The organism is Roseivivax sp. (assembly GCF_054552075.1).
The window spans coordinates 190601-207454 of sequence record NZ_JBTOLZ010000006.1 but is presented as its reverse complement, the minus strand read 5'-3'; the positions used below and the strand labels follow the sequence as shown (position 1 = coordinate 207454).

Sequence of the window (16854 nt, the reverse complement as noted above, 5' to 3'; positions counted from 1 at the left end):
GAATGACCAAGCTGACCGTGATCTCCGCCGCAGCGGCGACCCCCGAGGACCGGCCTTTCCGCGCCCGCCACCTGATCGGCGGCACCTTCCGCGACAGCGCCGACGGCGCGGTGATCGAGCGTCGCTCGCCCGCCCATGGCCTGCTGGTCAGCACCGCCGCCGAGGGCGGCCGCGCCGAAGTCTCCGAGGCGGTGGCCGTGGCGCGTGCCGCCTTCGACGCGGGCGACTGGTCGCGCCGGGACGGCAAGGCGCGGGCGGGGCTCCTCTTGCGCGTGGCCGCCCTGATCGAGCGCGACCTCGAGCGCATCGCGCGGATCGAGACGCTGGAATCCGGCAAGCCGATCTCCCAGGCGCGGGACGAGGTGGCGGGCGCCGCCGATCTCTGGCGCTACGCGGCCTCGCTCGCGCGGACCATGCATGGCGAAAGCCACAACACGCTGGGTCCCGACATTCTAGGTGTGGTCCTGAAGGAGCCCGTGGGCGTCGTCTCGGTGATCACGCCCTGGAACTTCCCTTTCCTGATCGTCAGCCAGAAGCTGCCCTTCGCGCTGGCGGCGGGCTGCACGGCGGTGGTCAAACCCTCCGAACTGACGCCCTCGAGCACGGTGATGCTGGGCGAGCTGCTGATCGAGGCGGGGCTGCCGGACGGCGTGGTCAACATCGTCTTGGGCCAGGGCGATCCGGTCGGCATGGCGATGACCGAGGACGCCCGCGTCGACATGGTGACCTTCACCGGCTCCACCGGGGTCGGCAAGGCGATCACCGCGGCGGCCTCGGGCACGCTCAAGAAGGTCTCGCTGGAGCTGGGCGGCAAGAACCCCCAGGTGGTCTTCCCCGACGCGGATCTTGACGCCGCTGCCGATGCCATCGCCTTCGGCGTCTATTTCAACGCCGGGGAATGCTGCAATTCCTCCTCGCGGGTGATCGTCCACGAGGATGTGGCCGAGGCGCTGATCGAGAAGGTCGTGGCGCTGTCCCGCGCGGTGCCCTTCGGCGACCCGCTCGATCCCGCGACCAAGGTCGGCGCGATCATCTCGCCCGAGCACCAGGACCAGATCGACGCCCATGTGCAGGACGCCGTGGCGGGCGGCGCCAGGCTGCGGCTGGGCGGCGCGGGCCTGCCGGTGCCGGGGCTTTCGGGCCAGTTCTACCAGCCGACGATCCTGTCCGAGGTGCGCCCCGAGATGGCCATCGCCCGCGCCGAGGTCTTCGGGCCGGTGCTGGCGGTGCTGCGTTTCTCGAGCTTCGAGGAGGCCGTCGCCCTGGCCAATGACGCCAGCTACGGGCTCTCCGCCGGGGTCTGGAGCGAGAGCGTGCACACCTGCCTCGACTTCGCGCGCCGCGCCGAGGCCGGGACGGTCTGGACCAACACCTGGATGGACGGCTTCCCCGAGATGCCCTTCGGGGGAATGAAGGAAAGCGGGCAGGGCCGCGAGCTCGGCCGCTACGGGCTGGAGGAGTTCCTGGAGGCGAAGACCGTGACCATGCGGATCGGCCGCGGATCGCGGGCGCCCTGGGTGCAAGGGTCCGCGCGGCTTTGAGCGCACGGATCACGCGAGGATACGCAAGAAGGAGGAGAACCATGCGTAGACTGACAGCAACTATGACGGCGCTCGCCCTGGTGGGAACCGCGACCGCGGGCCAGGCCGAGGATGTGGAGGTCCTGCACTGGTGGACCGCCGGCGGCGAGGCCGCGGCGCTCAACGTGCTGAAGGACGACCTGGGCGGGCAGGGCATCGGCTGGCAGGACATGCCGGTGGCCGGTGGCGGCGGCACCCAGGCGATGACGGTGCTGCGCGCCCGCGTCACCTCGGGCAATGCGCCCACCGCGGTGCAGATGTTGGACTTCGACATCCAGGACTGGGCCGCCGAGGACGCCCTCGCGGACCTCAACCCGATCGCCGAGGCGGCGGGCTGGAACCAGGTCATCCCCGCGGCGATCCAGCGTTTCGCCACCCATGACGGCCAGTGGGTCGCCGCCCCCGTGAACGTGCATTCGACCAACTGGGTCTGGGCCAACGCGGGCATCCTCGCCGAGCTGGGTCTCGAGCCGCCGCAGGACTGGGACGGTTTCGTCGCCGCGCTCGAGGCCGCGCAGGAGGCCGGCTACGTCGCGCTCGCCCATGGCGGTCAGCCCTGGCAGGACGCGACCGTCTTCGACGCCGTCGCCATGGCCACCGGCGGCCCGGAGTTCTACCAAGAGGCCTTCATCGCGCTCGACGAGGACACGCTGGCCTCGGACACCATGCGCCAGGTCTTCGACCGCATGGCGACGCTTCGCGGCTATGTCGACGACAATTTCTCGGGCCGCGACTGGAACCTCGCCACGGCCATGGTCATCAACGACGAGGCCGCCTTCCAGATGATGGGCGACTGGGCCAAGGGCGAGTTCCTGAACGCCGGAGAGACGCCGGGCGAGGACTTCCTCTGCTTCCGCTTCCCGGGCACCCAGGACCAGGTGATCTTCAACTCCGACCAGTTCGCCATGTTCGACCAGTCGGGCGCCGTCTCGGACGAACAGGCGGCCCTGGCCCAGGCGATCCTCTCGCCCGAGTTCCAGATCGCCTTCAACAAGGTGAAGGGCTCGGTGCCGGCGCGCACCGATCTTGAGGTCGATGCCCTCGATGCCTGCGGCCAGCAGGGCTACGCGCAGTTCAAGGCGGCGGCCGAGACCGGCAACCTCCTGGGCTCCTTCGCCCATGGCCACGCCAACCCGGCGGCGGTGAAGAACGCGATGTATGACGTCGTGACCGCGCATTTCAACGGCGAATACGACAGCGAGGTCGCCGTCGAGGAGCTGGTGACCGCGGTGCAGATCAACCGGTGATCCTTCCTTCCGGGGCGGTGCCTGCCGCCCCCGACCCAAGCCTTCAACCGGGAGAACCGCCATGTCCCTCTCCGAGACGGGGCGCGGGCCCGGCGCCGCCGACCGGCTGCGCGACGCCCTGCCGAAACTCGTCCTGAGCCCGACCGTCGCCATGGTCGCGGTCTTCGTCTACGGCTTCATCGCCTTCACGCTTTACCTGTCCTTCACCGACAGCCGGATCCTGCCCTCCTTCGGATGGGTCGGCTGGCAGAACTACGAGAACCTCTTCCGCATCCGGGCCTGGGACACCGCGGTCGCCAACCTAGCGATCTTCGGGCTGCTCTACATAGCGATCTGCTGCGCGCTGGGGCTGATGCTGGCGATCCTGCTCGACCAGAAGATCCGCGCCGAGGGGGCGATCCGCACCATCTACCTCTACCCGATGGCGCTGAGCTTCATCGTGACCGGCGTCGCCTGGAAGTGGTTCCTCGACCCCGGAATCGGCCTGGAGGCGGTGGTGCGCGGCTGGGGCTGGGAGAGCTTCAGCTTCGGCTGGATCAAGGACAGCGACATGGCGATCTACACCATCGTCATCGCCGCGGTCTGGCAGACCTCGGGCTTCGTCATGGCGATGTTCCTCGCCGGGCTGCGGGGCATCGACAGCGAGATGCTGCGCGCCGCGCAGATCGACGGGGCGACGAGCTTTGCGCTCTACCGGCGCATCGTCATCCCACAGTTGCGGCCCGCCTTCATGTCGGCCTTCGTGGTGCTCGCGCATATGGCGATCAAGTCCTACGACCTGGTCATCGCGCTGACCGGCGGGGGGCCGGGCACGGCGACCGAACTGCCGGCGACCTTCATGTATTCCTACACCTTCACGCGCAACCAGATGGGGATCGGCGCGGCCTCGGCGGTGATCATGCTGATGACCATCGCGGCGATCATCGTGCCCTACCTCTGGTCCGAACTCAGGGAGAAGTCGTGATGGCCAGTGCTTCCACCTCCATGGCGGCCGAGGCCGGGACCGCGCGTCCCGCCCGCCGGGCCGGCGGAGCGCGGCTTGCCGCGCGGCTGCCCCGGTTCGCGCTCTACGCCGTGCTGATCCTGTTTTGCCTGTATTACCTGCTGCCGCTCTACGTGATGCTCTCGAACTCGCTGAAGCCGCTTTCCGAGATCACCGCGGGCGGGATGATGGCGCTGCCCGGCGACTGGACCACGGCGCCCTGGCGCGCCGCCTGGTCGAGCGCCCAGGTCGGTGTCGAGGCCACGGGTCTCAGGCCCTATTTCATCAACTCGATCCTGATGGTCGTGCCGGCGGTGGCGCTCTCGACGGTGGCGGGCGCGCTCAACGGCTACGTGCTGACCAAGTGGCGCTTCCGCGGCGCGACGCTGGTCTTCGGGCTGCTGCTCTTCGGCTGCTTCATCCCCTTCCAGATGGTGCTGATCCCGATGGCGCGGATGCTGGGGCTGATGGGCCTCGCGGGCAGCGTGCCGGGGCTGGTCTTCGTGCATTTCGTCTACGGGATCGGCTTCTCGACGCTCTATTTCCGCAACTACTACGCCGCCTTCCCGACCGAGCTGGTGCGCGCCGCGCAGATCGACGGCGCGGGCTTCTTCCGGATCTTCTGGCGCATCCTTCTGCCCTCTTCGGGGCCGATCGCGGTGGTCTGCGTGATCTGGCAGTTCACCAACATCTGGAACGACTTCCTCTTCGGCGCCTCCTTCTCGGACTTCGACAGCCAGCCGATGACCGTGGCGCTCAACAACCTGGTGCAGTCCTCGACCGGCGTGAAGGAGTACAATGTCCACTTCGCCGGTGCGATCATGGCCGCACTGCCCACCCTGTTCGTCTATGCCGTCGCCGGGCGCTTCTTCGTGCGCGGTCTGATGGCCGGTTCCGTGAAAGGATAAACCCATGGGCTTTCTCGACATCAAACAGGCCACCAAGTCCTACGGCGCGGTCAAGGTCCTGCACGAGACCGACATCTCGGTCGAAGAGGGCGAATTCCTCGTGCTGGTCGGCCCCTCGGGCTGCGGCAAGTCCACGCTTCTCAACATGATCGCCGGCCTCGAAGAGGTGAGCTCGGGCGACATCGCGATCCGCGGGCGCAGCATGAACGGCGTGAAGCCGGCCGAGCGCAACATCGCCATGGTCTTCCAGAGCTACGCACTCTACCCCAACATGACGGTGCGCGGAAACATCGCCTTCGGCATGGAGATGCACGGCATCCCCAAGCCCGAGCGCGAGCGCAAGATCGCCGATGTGGCGCAGCTTCTGCAGATCGAGCCGCTTCTCGACCGCAAGCCCGGCCAGCTCTCGGGCGGCCAGCGCCAGCGCGTCGCCATGGGCCGGGCGCTGACCCGCGACCCCGACGTGTTCCTCTTCGACGAGCCGCTGTCGAACCTCGACGCCAAGCTGCGCGTCGACATGCGCACCGAGATCAAGAAGCTGCACCAGAAGCTCGGCACCACGGTGGTCTATGTCACCCACGACCAGATCGAGGCGCTGACCCTCTCGACCAGGATCGCGGTGATGTATGGCGGCCATGTGCAGCAGCTCGGCACGCCGAAGGAAATCTACGACAATCCGGCCAACATGTTCGTGGCGGGCTTCATGGGATCGCCCTCGATGAACCTCTTCCCGGCCCGGGTGACGGGCCATGAGGGCCGTCCGGCCGCCGAGATCCGGCTCGGCGACGGCAGCCTGGCACGGTTGCCCTTCGCCGAGGGCTTCGCCGGCCAGGAGGGCCGCGAGATCATGCTCGGCATCCGGCCCGAGGCGATCACCGACCGCGAGGGCGCGGACCGCAACGCCCGGGCGCTGCAGGTCATCGACGCGCGGGTCGAGGTCACCGAGCCGGCGGGATCGGACATCTTCGTGGTCAGCCAGATGGGCGGGCGCGAGGTCACCGGCCGCTTCCGCGCCGATGTGCCGGTGCGCGCGGGCGAGACCTTCCCCTTTGCCATCAACATGGACAAGGCGGTGGCCTTCGACCCGAAAACGGAAATGCGGATCGGCTGAGGCGGCATGACAGGCTCCCCGGATATCGTGGTGATCGGCAGCGGCATGGGCGGCGCAAGCCTGGCCGCGGGCCTGGCGCCCAGCGGCGCGCGGATCGTGATCCTCGAACGCGGCGCGCCGATCGCCGCCGATGCCCCGGCGCGCGACCCCGCCGCGGTGCACGGCCGGGGTGCCTTCCGCGACCCCGAGACCTGGCTCGACGGCGCCGGGCGGCGCTTTTCGCCGGGCAATTACTACAACGTCGGCGGCAACTCGAAGTTCTACGGCGCGGTGCTGATGCGCTACCGCTCCGAGGACTTCGGCGAGATGGCCCATCACGAGGGCCTCTCTCCGGCCTGGCCTTTCGGCTATGCCGAGCTCGCGCCCTGGTACGACCGCGCCGAGGCGCTTTACCAGGTGCGCGGGGATGCCGCCTCGGACGCAAGCGAGCCGCCCCACAGCACGGCCTATCCGCATCCGCCGGTGCCCGACGAGCCCGCCATCGCGGCGGTGCGCGCCCGGCTGGCGGGCGCGGGCGTGCGGCCCTTCAGCCTGCCGCTCGGCGTCGACGTCGACCGCTGGCTCGCCGCCGGGCGCACCGGCTGGGACGGCTACCCCGACCAGCGCTGCGGCAAGATGGACGCCGAGACCTGCGGGCTTGCCGCGGCGCTCGCCCATGACAACGTCGAACTGGCGACCGGCGCGCGGGTGACCGGGCTCGCCACCGGGCCCGACGGGCGGCGCATCACGCGGGTCACCTATGAGAAAGACGGCGAGACGCATCACCTGACGCCGGGCACCGTGGCGCTCTGCGCCGGGGCGGTGCAATCGGCGGCGCTGATGCTGCGCGCGGGGCTCGGCAACGACCAGGTCGGGCGCTGCTTCATGAACCACAACGCCAGCGCGATGATCGCCATCGACCCGCGCTTTCGCAACGACAGCACCTACCAGAAGACCTTCGGGATCAACGACTGGTATCTCTCGGACGGGCAGGGCGGGCCGCCGCTCGGCAACCTGCAGCTCCTGGGCCGGGTGGTGCCGGAGATCCTGAAGATCCAGGTGCCGACCCTGCCGCGCGCCGCGGCGCGCTGGATCTCGGGCCATGCGGTGGATGCCTACCTGATCTCGGAGGATCTGCCCGATCCCGAAAGCCGGGTCACGCTTGCGGGCGGAGAGATCCGGCTGGCCTGGCGGCGCTCCAACATGGTGGCGCATCGCAAGCTGGTGGCCAGGGCGCGCCAGACCTTCCGGGCGGCGGGCTTCCCGATCGTGCTGTCGCGGCTCTTCGACGGGCGGGTGCCTTCGCACCAATGCGGCACGCTGCGGATCGGCGCGGATCCGGCCCGCTCGGTCGCCGATCCCGAGGGCCGCGCCTGGGACCACCCCAACCTGTTCATCGCCGATGCCGGCGCCCTGCCGACCTCGGCCGCCGTGAACCCGGCGCTCACCGTGGCCGCGCTGGCGCTGCGCGCGGCGGACACCATCAAGAAGGACCTTGCAGCATGACCCGTGTCGCATTGATCACCGGCGGCCAGAGAGGCATCGGCCTCGGCATCGCCGAGACCCTGGCCGAGGCGGGCTTCGCCGTGGCGCTGGCCTCGCGCAGCCCCGCCGACAGCCCCGAGGTGCAGGACGCGCTGGACCGGCTGGGCCCGCAGGCGCGCTATTACGCCCATGACCTCCAGGCGATCGAGGGGCACGCGGGGCTGCTCGACCGGGTGGAGGCCGACCTCGGTCCGGTCACCTGCCTGGTCTCCAACGCGGGCGTGCCCGCCAAGCGGCGCGGCGACATGCTGGAGATGGAGCCCGACAGCTTCGACTTCGTGCTGGGCGTGAACCTGCGCGGCGCCTTCTTCCTGGCCCAGGAGGTGGCACGGCGGATGCTCGCCCGCCCCGAGGAGAGCTACCGCTCGATCAGCTTCGTGACCTCGGTCAGCGCCGACATGGTGTCGGTGGAACGCGCCGAATACTGCATCTCGAAGGCGGGCGCGGCGATGATGTCCGAGCTCTTCGCCGTGCGCCTCGCGCCGCATGGCATCGGCGTCTTCGAGATCCGCCCCGGCATCATCGAGACCGGCATGACCGCCGGCGTGAAGGATACCTACGACAGCCGCATCGCCGGCGGGCTGGTGCCCGCGGCGCGCTGGGGACGGCCCGGCGACATCGCCGACGTGGTGCTGCCCATCGCCGAGGGCCGCATGGCCTTTGCCACCGGCAGCGCGATCCGGGTCGACGGCGGCCTCTCCATTCCGCGGCTCTGAGGACGGACCATGGCAGACGGATACGATTTCATCATCATCGGCGGCGGCAGCGCGGGCTGCGTGCTGGCCGCAAGGCTCTCCGAGGACCCCGCCGCGCGGGTCCTGCTGCTCGAGGCGGGCGGGCGCGACCGGCATCCCTTCTACCACCTGCCCGCGGGCTTTGCGAAGATGACCAAGGGCATCGGCAGCTGGGGCTGGAGCAGCGTGCCGCAGCGCCACATGCAGGACCGGGTGTTCCGCTACACCCAGGCCAAGGTGATCGGCGGCGGCTCCTCGATCAACGCACAGATCTACACCCGCGGCAATCCGCTCGATTACGACGAATGGCGCCAGAAGGGCTGCACCGGCTGGGGCTACGACGACGTCTTGCCCTATTTCCGCAAGGCCGAGGACAACGACAGTTTCGACGACCGCTACCACGGGCGCGGCGGCCCGCTGGGGGTCTCGCAGCCGCGCGCGCCGCTGCCGGTTTGCCAGGCCTATTTCGAAGCCGCCGCCGAGCTGGGCATCCCGCGCAACCACGATCTGACCGGCGCCAGCCAGGACGGCGTGGGCTTCTACCAGCTCACCCAGCGCGACGCGCGGCGCTCTTCGGCGGCCATGGCCTATCTCGCGCCGAACCGCGACCGGCCCAATCTGACTGTGCGGACCGGCGCGCAGGTGCGGCGGATCACCGTCACCCAGGGCCGTGCACGGGGCGTCGAGATGATCGACGGCAGCCGCATCACCGCCGCGGCCGAGGTGATCCTGGCCTCGGGCGCCATCGGCTCGCCGCGGCTTCTGCAGCTCTCGGGAATCGGGCCCGCCGAGGCGCTGCGCGAACTGGGCATCACCCCGGTCTGCGACCAGCCCGGCGTCGGCGCGGAGCTGCAGGATCACCTCGACCTCTACTGCATCTCCGAGCTGACCGGCCCGCACAGCTACGACCGTTATGCCAAGCCGCATTGGTCGGTGCTGGCGGGGCTGCAATACCTGGTCTCGCGCAGCGGGCCGGTGGCCTCGAGCCTCTTCGAGACCGGCGGCTTCTGGTATGCCGAGCCGGGCGCGCGCTCGCCGGATCTGCAGTTCCACTTCGGGCTCGGCACCGGCATCGAGGCGGGCGTCGAGGCCATGCCCGACGGCGGGGTGACGCTGAACTCCTGCTACCTGCGGCCGCGCTCGCGCGGGACGGTGCGGCTGCGGAGCGCCGATCCGACGGATGCGCCGCTGATCGACCCCAACTACCTCGCCGATCCGCATGACCGCGAGATGTCGATCCGCGGGCTGAAGCTCACCCAGGAGATCATGGCGCAGGCGCCGCTGAAGCCCTTCGTCCGGGCCGAGCGGCTGCCGGGGCCGGAGGTGCGGACCGAGGCGGAGTATTTCGACTTCATCTGCCGCCACTCCAAAACCTCGCACCACCCCGCCGGCACTTGCCGGATGGGCAGTGACCCCGGGGCCGTGCTCGACCCCCGGCTGCGCTTCAACGGCATCGAGGGGCTGCGCGTCGCCGACGCCTCGATCATGCCGACCCTGATTTCGTCCAACACCAACGCCGCGGCGATCATGATCGGCGAAAAGGCCGCCGACATGATCCGCGCAGACCATGGAGTGCCCGCATGATCCGCCACATCGTCCTTGTCCGCTTCGCCCCCGGCACCACGGAGGCGAAGATCGCCGGGCTCTGGGAAGAGCTGCACCAGATCGAGGGCCAGCTGCCGGGGCTTCTCGGCATCGCCTCGGGCCAAAGCGAAAGCCCCGAGCAGATCGAGCGCGGCTACATGCACGGTTTCACCGCCGATTTCGCCGATTGGGAGGCGCTGGCCGCCTACCAGGCGCATCCCGACCACATCCGCTTCGGCCAGCGCCTGACCGCCCATGCCGCGGGCGGGCGCGACGGCCTCCTGGTCTTCGACCTGCCTGTCGCCGACCGCTGATCCTGTCCCTGCCGGAGAGCTCCATGCTGACCCTGCCCACCGCCGACCGCCGTCTGGAAGCCTATGCGCTGTCCGGCACGCCCCTGACCCCGCGCGCCCCCGAGGTGCCGCTGACCCGCACCGCCTTTGCCGCGGCGCACATCGTCTCCGACCCCTTGGGCGAACGCGACCCCTGGGTCGGGGCGCCGGCGGTCGACTGGGAGAACACGCTCCGCTTCCGGCACTGGCTCTGGGACCAGGGCCTGGGCCTGGCCGAGGCCATGGACACCGCGCAGCGCGGCATGGGCACCGACTGGCCGACCGCGCGCGAGCTGATCGCGCGGACCATGCGCGAGGCAAAGGCGCATCCCCTGAAGCCGCGCGTCGCCTGCGGCGCGGGCACCGACCAGTGCCCGCCCGAGGACCTGCGCGACGAGAGGGCCATCATCGCCGCCTATGCCGAACAGATGGAGGCGATCGAGGCCGAGGGCGGGCAGGTCATCCTCATGGCGACCCGGGCGCTGCCGGCCATGGGCGCCGATACCGAGACCTACGCCCGGGTCTACGGGCGCCTGCTCGACCAGGCCGCAGAGCCGGTGATCCTGCATTGGCTGGGCGAGATGTTCGATCCGGCGCTGGCCGGTTACTGGGGCGCGCGGGACGTGGCCGCCGCCTCGGATGCCGTCCTCGCGATCATCGAGGCCCATCGCGACAAGGTCGACGGGATCAAGATTTCCCTTCTTGACCAGGCCCATGAGGAAGCCTTCCGCGCCCGGCTGCCCGCGGGCGTGCGGCTCTATACCGGCGATGATTTCAACTACGCCCCGCTGATCGAGGGCGACGGCAAGCACCATTCCCACGCGCTTCTGGGGGCCTTCGCGGCCATCGCCCCGGCGGCGAGCCAGGCGCTCGAGGCGCTGGCCCGGCACGACCGCGAGACCTACCACGCGCTTCTCGCCCCGACGGTCCCGCTCTCGCGCGAGATTTTCAAGGCGCCGACGCGCTTCTACAAGGCGGGCATCGCCTTCCTGGCCTGGCTCAATGGCGCGCAGGAGCATTTCATCATGCCCGCGGGCTTCCAGTCCTCGCGCGAGATCACCCATTACGCCGAGATTTACCGCCTCGCCGACCAGGCGCGGCTCCTGGCGCGGCCCGATCTCGCCGAGGACCGCATGGGCTGCCTGCTGAAACTGCACGGGCTTGGCTGAGACCATGCCGCGCCGCGCCACGATCCGCGATGTCGCCCAGCGGGCGGGGGTGTCGAAATCCACCGTCTCGCTGGTCCTGCAGGGCTCGCAGCTGGTGCGCGACAGCACCCGGGCGCAGGTCGAGGTGGCCATGGCGGAGCTCGACTACGTCTACAACCGCGCCGCGGCGGGGTTGCGCGGCGCGGCCAAGGGGCTCGTGGGCCTGGTGATCAACGACCTGCGCAACCCCTTCTTCACCGAGTTCGCCGCCAGCGCGCAGATGGGCTTCGCCGAACGCGGCTTCGCCACGGTGATCGCCAATACCGACGAGGACCCGGCGCTTCAGGCCCAGGTGATCGACTCGATGATCGAACATGGGGTCACCGCCATGGTGATCTCGCCGGCCTATGGTGATCCCTCGGGCTTCGACCGCATCGCCCGGGCCGGGGTGCCCTGCATGCAGGTCTTGCGCATGGTCGATCCGCGCACCGATCTCTTTCCCTTCGCCTCGCTTGATTACGCCGAGGGCGGGCAGCTCGCAGCGCGGCATCTGGTCGAGGCGGGTGCCCGGCGCATCGCCTTCGTCGGCGGGCTCGAGGACCGGCCGATCACGCTTGAACGCATGCAGGGCTACGCGGGCGTCATGGAGGCCGAGGGCCGCGCGCCGCGGGTCTTCCCGGGCCGTCCCTCGCGCAGCTTCGGCCGCGAACTGGCGCTGGAGCTGGCCCGGTCCCACCCCGAGGTCGACGCGGCGGTCTGCTTCAGCGACCTCGTGGCGCTGGGCATGCTCTCGGGCTTCGCCGAGGCCGGCGTGCCCCTGGGCGAGGCCTTCCGCCTCGTCGGTTTCGACGACATCGAGGAATGTTCTCTGGTCTATCCGCAGCTCAGCTCCGTGCGCTGCAACACCACCCGCTTCGGCCGCGACGCGGCGCGGACGCTGCTGGCCTGGATCGACGAGGGCGAACGCCCGCCCGACACCCGCCGCCTGCCGGTGGAGCTGGTGGCCCGCCGCTCGAGCCTGGGAGAGACGCGATGACCCAAGACCCCGAGACCCTGTTGCGCGCGCTCTTTGACGCCGCCGTGGCCGCCGCCGACCCGATGCGCTGCCTGCCGCGCGCGCTGCCGCCGCGCCCGCCCGGGCGTCCGCTGGTCGTCGGCGCGGGCAAGGCCGCCGCTCGCATGGCCGAGGCGGTCGAGGCGGCCTGGGGCCCCTGCGAGGGCCTGGTGATCACCCGCGACGGCTACGAGCGGCGAACCGAAGGCATCGAGATCCTCTCGGCCGCCCATCCCGTGCCGGACGCGCGCGGAGAGGAGGGCACCCGCCGGATGCTGGCGCGGCTCGACGCGCTCGGCCCGGACGACCAGGTGCTGGCGCTGATCTCCGGCGGGGCCTCGGCGCTGCTGGTCGCGCCCGCGGGGCGGGTCACGCTGCCCGAGAAGCGCGCGATCAACGAGGCGCTCCTGGCCTCGGGCGCGCGCATCGAAGAGATGAACACCCTGCGCAAGCACCTGAGCGCGGTGAAGGGCGGGCAGCTCGCCGCCGCGGCTGCGCCTGCGGCGATGACCGCGCTGGTGATCTCCGACGTGGCGGGAGATGCGCTTTCGGCCATCGCCTCAGGGCCCACGGTGGGGGACAGTTCGACCCCGGCGGAGGCCCGGGCGATCCTCGACCGCTATCGCATCGCGGTGCCGCCCTCGGTCGACGAGCTGCTCTCCGGTGAGACTGGCGTGATCCCGCCCGGCGATCCGCGGCTGGCGCGGGGCGAGACCCGGCTCATCGCCGCGCCCTCGCAATCGCTGGAGGCCGCCGCCGATGTCGGCCGCAAGGCCGGCTGCCGGGTCGAGATCCTGGGCGATGCGCTCGAAGGCGAGGCCCGCGCGCTGGCCGCAGAGCAAGCCCGGCTGGCCCGCGCGCGGCAGGCAGACATGCGCCCCGGCGAGGCGCCGCTCCTGCTGCTCTCGGGCGGCGAATGCACCGTGACCCGGCGCGGCGCGGGCTCGGGCGGGCCGAACGCCGAGTTCGCCCTGGCCTTGGCGCTGGTCCTCGACGGGCAGCCCGGCATTTCCGCCATCGCCTGCGACACCGATGGGGTCGACGGCGCCGCCGAGGTCGCGGGCGCGGTGATCGGCCCCGAGACGCTGGCCCGCGCCCGCGCGGCGGGGTGCGAGCCGGAGGCGGCGCTGGCCAGCAACGACGCGCATGGCTTCTTCGGGGCCATCAGCGGGCAGGTGGTCACCGGCCCGACGCTGACCAATGTGAACGACTTCCGCGCGATCCTGGTGACGGGCTAGGGGGCCTCAGCCCGCGCCGCAGGAGGCGCGCACCACCAGGCGGGTCGGCAGGATCGTCTCTTCGGGCACCGTCTCGCCGCTGATCCGGGCGAGCAGCGCCCCGGCGGCGGCGCGGCCCAACTCGTCGATCTGCACGTCGACCGTGGTCAGCGGCGGCGCGTGATGCGCGGTCTCGGCGATATTGTCGAAGCCCGTCAGCGCGATGTCGCGGCCGATGCCGAGCCCGCGGGCCTGCAGCGCGGCGCCGACGCCGAAAGCCACGATGTCGTTGTAGGCCACCAGCGCGCCGGGCTGCGGGCCGCTTTCGGTGCGCTCCAGGAGCGCCCGCGCCGCCTCGTGCCCGCCCGCCCGCGAGGGCAGGGCGTCGACGACCTCCACGACGCGGTCGGGGTCGAGCCCCGCCTCGGCGAGCCCCGCGCGCAGGCCCGAGAGCCTCTCGCGCTGAGTCGCCATGCCCGCCATGCCGCCCAGGAAGGCCAGGTGGTCATGCCCGAGCCCGACCAGGTGCCGCGCGAGCTGGCGCGCGCCATCACCGTTGTCCGGCCCGACGTAGGGCAGACCTGAGCCCGGGGCGGGGCGGCGCATCATGGTCACGATGGGCAGGCCCAGCTCGGCCAGGTGTGCGCCGTCCGAGCCCTGCGCGGGGCTGATCATCACCCCCGCCGCCCCATGTTCGCGCATCGAGCGCAGAAGCTCGCGCTCGCGCGCCGGGTCGTCGTTGGTATTGGCCAGAAGCGGCACGAAGCCCCGGGCCGAAAGCGCCTCTTCCACGGCGACGGCGAGCTGGGCGAAAAAGGGGTTCACCAGGTCCGGGATCACCAGCGCCACGAAGGAGCTGCTGGCCGAGCGCAGCGCCGCCGCGCCGCGGTTGTAGACATAGCCGATCCGCTCGGCCGCGGCGGTGACCCGGTCGCGGGTCTCGGAATTGACCAGCGAGGAGCCGCGCAGCACCAGCGAGACGGTGGATTTCGAGACGCCGGCCTCGCGCGCGACGTCGAGGATGGTGATCCGGCGCTGGGAGCTGTCGGGCATCGGGTGTCCTGGGGTCGGGGGTCGGGTTGGGGCGGCTCGGCGCAGTATGGCGGCTCGGGCGCGGCGGTGACAGGGGGGAATGGCGGTGGGCGTTTGGTGGCGACAAGCCGCGTTTGGCGCTTGGGGCAGGGCACGCTTGCCGAAAGCGCCCCTTCCCCCTGCCGCCCGGCGCGTTAGGCTGCGCGGATGACTCTCGACCGGCTCGACAACACCACCGCGCGGCGGCTCTTCCTCGACCGTCACCTGCTGCTCGCGCCGGGCGGCGGGCCGGGGCGCGGCGCGGATCTGGAGACGGTGCTCGACCAGCTCGGTTTCGTGCAGGTCGACAGCGTCAACACGCTCGCCCGGGCGCATGACCTGATCCTCTGGGCGCGGCGCGGGCGCTACCGGCCGGCGGCGCTCTCGCGCCTCGTGTCGCACCGCCGCAGCGCCTTCGAGCATTGGACCCATGACGCCTCGGTGATCCCCATGGCGGCCTACCCGATGTGGCGGCTGAAGTTCGAGCGCGACCGCGCGCGCATGCTGGCGCGCTGGCCCGCCGCCCGCCGCGCCGGCTGGCAGGAGGAGCTTGAAGGCGTTCTGGCCCATATCGCAGAGCATGGCCCGGCGGCTTCGCGCGATCTGGGCGGCGACACCCCCAAGGGCTCCTCGGGCTGGTGGGACTGGCACCCCTCGAAGACCGCGCTGGAGTTTCTCTGGCGCTCGGGGCGGCTGTCGGTCTGTCACCGCGCGGGCTTCCAGAAGGTCTACGACCTGGCCGAACGGGTGATCCCGCCCGAGGCGCTCAACGCCTTCGTGTCGGACGCCGGGGTGATCGACTGGGCCATGTCGGCGGCGCTGGCGCGGCTGGGCTTCGCCACCAGCGGCGAGCTCGCGGGCTTCTTCGAGATCGTCACCCGCGCCGAGGCCCGCGACTGGTGCGCCCGGGCGCTGGCCGAGGGCCGCATCCGCGAGGTCGAGGTGGCTTTGGCCGACGGCAGCCTCCGGCGAAGCTACACCACCGAGGACGCGCTGGCCGAGGCGCGGGCCCTGCCGCAGCCCTCGGCGCGGGTGCGGCTCCTGTCGCCCTTCGATCCCGCGCTGCGCGACCGGGCCCGGGCCGAGCGGCTTTTCGGCTTTCACTACCGGATCGAGATCTTCACCCCCGAGGCCAAGCGGCGCTACGGCTACTACGTCTTCCCGGTGCTGCAGGGCGACCGGCTGATCGGGCGCATGGACGTGAAGCGCAGCGGATCGGCGCTGGAGCTGCGCGCCTTCTGGCCCGAGGCCGGGGTCGCTATGGGCAAGGCCCGCCGCGCGGGTCTGTTCTCGGAGCTGGAGCGGGTGCAGGGGTTGGCCGGCACCGAGCGGCTGGAGGTCGCGCGGGACTGGCTGCGGGGGTGAGGGGGGCTTTGCGGGGGCTTGGTTGGAGTCTCTGCTCCTCAGCTTTACCCTGCCACGAACCCAACAGCGCCCACCGCGCACACCCGCCCCTCTTGCGCCCGAATAGCATCGAAGATGCCGGGCGCGCGCCGGACCGGCCCCTTGGGCCGGCGCTCCTTGGGATGGCGTGCTTAGCTTAACGCGAGCGATGATCTTGCTGCCATAAAGCGCATAGCTCGGAGGGCAGCAGCGCCGGCCCCCGGTCCGGCGCGCGCCCTCTGGTGATGCGGGGTGTGAAGGAGGCGGGCCTTGGGGGGGGAGGTCGTCATTTGGGCTTTGGGTGGTGGCTTCAGACACGCGCCGCGTGAGGTGACGCTGAGTTCAGCCAAACACAGAGCGGGCCACCCCACCCCCCTCACAAATCCTCCGCCATCACCCGGTCCAGCGCCCTGTGCAGCGCGTCGAGCTCCTCGGACAGCAGCGCCTCGAGCCGGGCCTGGTAGTCGGCGGCGAGGGGCAGGAGCTCGGCCATCAGCGCGCGGCCCTTGTCGCTCAGCGACAGGCGCAGGAGCCGGCGGTCCTCGGGGTTGGGGATCTTGGTGATATAGCCGTCCTGCGCCAGCCGGGCGGCGGCGCGGCTGGCCTTGGATTTCTCCAGGCTCACCCGGCGTTCGAGGTCGCGGATCGAGACCGCGCCCTCGTCGGCCAGATGCACCAGCACCCGCCACTCCGCGACCGAGATGCCGAAATCCTGACGGTAGCGCCGGGCGAGCCCCGCGCTCAGCCGGTCGCCGGCCACGGTCAACCGGTAAGGCAGGAAGCGGGCAAGGTCGAAATCCGGCAGGTCCTTGGTCACGGGGCAGGGGTCCTCCGAGGGTCCTTCGAGCGAAGGGGCAAAAAGCCCGCGCCCGGGCAAACAACCAACCGCAAAAAAGAGCGGCGCAGCGCCGCCAGCATCCCCGGATTTCATCTCATTTGCAACGAATATTGACTTCATTGCACATGCAACGAATACTGC

The 16854-nt window shown here is 70.8% G+C and carries 15 protein-coding genes; 13 read left to right on the top strand and 2 right to left on the bottom strand.

What is annotated here, in order from left to right:
• Positions 1-2 precede the first annotated feature (2 nt).
• From ACX938_RS07270 to ACX938_RS07215, 12 genes are all read left to right on the top strand, one after another.
• Complete coding sequence (locus ACX938_RS07270; protein WP_459430555.1) at positions 3-1541, top strand: aldehyde dehydrogenase family protein; 1539 nt, start codon at positions 3-5, stop codon at positions 1539-1541.
• Between the two features lie 41 nt (positions 1542-1582).
• Complete coding sequence (locus ACX938_RS07265; protein WP_459430554.1) at positions 1583-2827, top strand: ABC transporter substrate-binding protein; 1245 nt, start codon at positions 1583-1585, stop codon at positions 2825-2827.
• A gap of 61 nt (positions 2828-2888) precedes the next feature.
• A complete protein-coding gene (locus ACX938_RS07260) occupies positions 2889-3791 on the top strand; it encodes a carbohydrate ABC transporter permease (protein WP_459430553.1) in 903 nt (300 codons plus the stop codon).
• Positions 3791-4717 (top strand): carbohydrate ABC transporter permease, encoded by a 927-nt coding sequence (locus tag ACX938_RS07255; protein WP_459430552.1) that lies wholly within the window; start codon positions 3791-3793, stop codon positions 4715-4717. Before ACX938_RS07260 ends, ACX938_RS07255 begins: the two co-directional genes overlap by 1 nt.
• A gap of 4 nt (positions 4718-4721) precedes the next feature.
• Entirely contained in the window at positions 4722-5828 is a 1107-nt protein-coding gene (locus tag ACX938_RS07250; RefSeq protein WP_232753231.1) for an ABC transporter ATP-binding protein, read from the top strand.
• Between the two features lie 6 nt (positions 5829-5834).
• Positions 5835-7313: an FAD-dependent oxidoreductase gene (locus ACX938_RS07245; protein WP_459430551.1), complete on the top strand. Its 1479-nt coding sequence runs from the start codon at positions 5835-5837 to the stop codon at positions 7311-7313.
• The gene (locus ACX938_RS07240) at positions 7310-8068 is read left to right on the top strand and encodes a 3-ketoacyl-ACP reductase (RefSeq protein ID WP_232753233.1); all 759 of its coding nucleotides are present in this window, start codon (positions 7310-7312) and stop codon (positions 8066-8068) included. The genes ACX938_RS07245 and ACX938_RS07240 overlap by 4 nt, the downstream gene beginning before the upstream one ends.
• A 9-nt stretch (positions 8069-8077) precedes the next feature.
• Positions 8078-9670, top strand: coding sequence for a GMC family oxidoreductase (locus tag ACX938_RS07235; protein ID WP_459430550.1), 1593 nt, complete (start codon positions 8078-8080; stop codon positions 9668-9670).
• Positions 9667-9984: a Dabb family protein gene (locus ACX938_RS07230; RefSeq protein ID WP_459430549.1), complete on the top strand. Its 318-nt coding sequence runs from the start codon at positions 9667-9669 to the stop codon at positions 9982-9984. The genes ACX938_RS07235 and ACX938_RS07230 overlap by 4 nt, the downstream gene beginning before the upstream one ends.
• Before the next feature lie 23 nt (positions 9985-10007).
• A complete protein-coding gene (locus ACX938_RS07225) occupies positions 10008-11171 on the top strand; it encodes a dihydrodipicolinate synthase family protein (RefSeq protein WP_459430548.1) in 1164 nt (387 codons plus the stop codon).
• Positions 11164-12186 (top strand): LacI family DNA-binding transcriptional regulator, encoded by a 1023-nt coding sequence (locus tag ACX938_RS07220; RefSeq protein WP_459430547.1) that lies wholly within the window; start codon positions 11164-11166, stop codon positions 12184-12186. Before ACX938_RS07225 ends, ACX938_RS07220 begins: the two co-directional genes overlap by 8 nt.
• A complete protein-coding gene (locus ACX938_RS07215; protein WP_459430546.1) occupies positions 12183-13442 on the top strand; it encodes a glycerate kinase type-2 family protein in 1260 nt (419 codons plus the stop codon). The genes ACX938_RS07220 and ACX938_RS07215 overlap by 4 nt, the downstream gene beginning before the upstream one ends.
• Before the next feature lie 6 nt (positions 13443-13448).
• On the opposite strand, the gene ACX938_RS07210 is transcribed toward ACX938_RS07215, so the two are convergent.
• Positions 13449-14474, bottom strand: a complete 1026-nt coding sequence (locus ACX938_RS07210) for a LacI family DNA-binding transcriptional regulator (RefSeq protein ID WP_459430545.1) — start codon at positions 14472-14474, stop codon at positions 13449-13451.
• A 186-nt stretch (positions 14475-14660) separates the two neighbouring features.
• On the opposite strand from ACX938_RS07210, the gene ACX938_RS07205 reads away from it, so the two are divergent.
• On the top strand, positions 14661-15857 hold the full coding sequence (locus ACX938_RS07205) for a winged helix-turn-helix domain-containing protein (RefSeq protein WP_459430544.1): 1197 nt from the start codon (positions 14661-14663) through the stop codon (positions 15855-15857).
• Between the two features lie 394 nt (positions 15858-16251).
• Here ACX938_RS07205 and ACX938_RS07200 read toward each other — a convergent pair whose 3' ends face one another.
• Complete coding sequence (locus ACX938_RS07200) at positions 16252-16692, bottom strand: MarR family winged helix-turn-helix transcriptional regulator (RefSeq protein WP_232753241.1); 441 nt, start codon at positions 16690-16692, stop codon at positions 16252-16254.
• Between the last annotated feature and the right edge of the window lie 162 nt (positions 16693-16854).